This is a genomic window from uncultured Campylobacter sp. (genome assembly GCF_938045465.1).
Taxonomy (GTDB): Bacteria; Campylobacterota; Campylobacteria; order Campylobacterales; family Campylobacteraceae; genus Campylobacter_B.
This window is the reverse complement of record NZ_CALIBF010000196.1, coordinates 1-1,012: the sequence shown is the minus strand read 5'-3', so window position 1 is coordinate 1,012 and position 1,012 is coordinate 1. Positions and strand designations below refer to the sequence as shown.

Annotated in this window: 1 protein-coding gene; it reads left to right on the top strand. The window is 49.5% G+C overall.

Annotation, left to right across the window (positions count from 1 at the left end):
• Positions 1 to 786: signal peptide peptidase SppA (gene sppA, locus Q0413_RS09695; protein ID WP_298989816.1), on the top strand; the 786-nt coding region annotated here is incomplete at its 5' end.
• Between the last annotated feature and the right edge of the window lie 226 nt (positions 787 to 1,012).

Sequence of the window (1,012 nt, the reverse complement as noted above, 5' to 3'; positions counted from 1 at the left end):
ATTTTGTTTTTGATTTTCGCAGGCGGCGAAAGCGCGCAACAAAAGGGCGCAAATCTCGCTCAGCTTTCGCTAAGCGGCGCGATAATGGACGATAGCGAAATTTTAGAAAAGATCGAAACTCTGAAAAACGACGAGGCGATCAAAGGAGTGCTTCTGCTGATCGATAGTCCCGGCGGCGCACTAAGCCCGAGCGTGGAAATTTCGCTGGCTATCAAGTCGTTAAACTCACGCAAGCCGGTCGTTGCTTACGCCAAGGGCACGATGGCGAGCGGCAGCTATCTAGGCGGCGTGTGGGCGAGTAAAATTTACGCAAATCCGGGCAGCTTCATCGGCTCTATCGGCGTGATTATGCAGGGCTTAGATGTGAGCGAAGCGGCCGCTAAGCTAGGCTTTGCCGAACAGATCGTCAAAGCGGGCGAGCTCAAAGAAGCAGGCACGATGATGCGAAAATGGAGCGACGCGGAGCGCGCGAGCCTGCAAGCTCTGGTGGATGAGAGCTATGAGCTATTTACGCGCGAGGTGGCGCAGGCGCGCTCGCTGGATCTTAGGAAGCGCGATACATGGGCGAATGCGCGAGTATTTTTAGCTAGCGGCGCCAAAGGCGTCGGACTCATCGACGAGGTAGGCTCTTTAGAGGACGCTAAAAGCGCACTCGTAAAGGCTAGCGGCGTAGCAGATCCGATCTGGCAGGAGCCTTCGGCGTATGAAAAGGTGATGGATAAGCTGGCAAATAAAAGCGAGAGCTTAGTGCGTGGTGCATTCGGCGCGAAGCTGATGGCGTATTAGAATTTTAGAAATTTTAAATTACGAGGGAATTTTAAGAGTAGAATTTTGTATGCGAAAGCTACGCTGGATTCGATTTCTTTTAAATTTCCTCGCTTTTTCATTCGGTCTTTTCTTTAAAATTTTATCTTTTTACGAATTTTTTCTTCGTTTAAAACCCCCTCATTTTCTCTCAATTATTCAGCCCCCTTTAAGCATCGCTCTTGTATAATCACAATTCTGTTTCGCA